Raw genomic sequence first — 230 nt, 5'->3', positions numbered from 1 at the left:
GCCCACTGGCGAACGTAATCCAAAGTTCTCTATATGGCAAATCAATTGATCTACGATGCCAAATTAGTTGGGAACATGACGGTGAAAGCAATTGCAAACCGCCATTCATCGACAGGCCTGAACCGTCCAGATGCTTTTGTTTCTACTGCAGACATCGTGGAGATTTTCATCATGTATGAAGACAGAAAAGCACACGCATTGACGACCTGGAACCAGCTCCTTGAGCACCC

The 230-nt window shown here is 46.5% G+C and carries 1 protein-coding gene; it reads left to right on the top strand.

What is annotated here, in order from left to right:
- Positions 1–33 precede the first annotated feature (33 nt).
- A partial coding sequence (locus KMS84_RS40805; RefSeq protein ID WP_256921696.1) for a hypothetical protein occupies positions 34–230 on the top strand: 197 nt, incomplete at its 3' end.

The sequence above is a fragment of the Streptomyces hilarionis genome, assembly GCF_024539675.1.
GTDB lineage: Bacteria > Actinomycetota > Actinomycetes > Streptomycetales > Streptomycetaceae > Streptomyces > Streptomyces hilarionis.
Note: the sequence above shows the minus strand (reverse complement) of the source record. Positions and strands in the feature narration are given on the sequence as shown.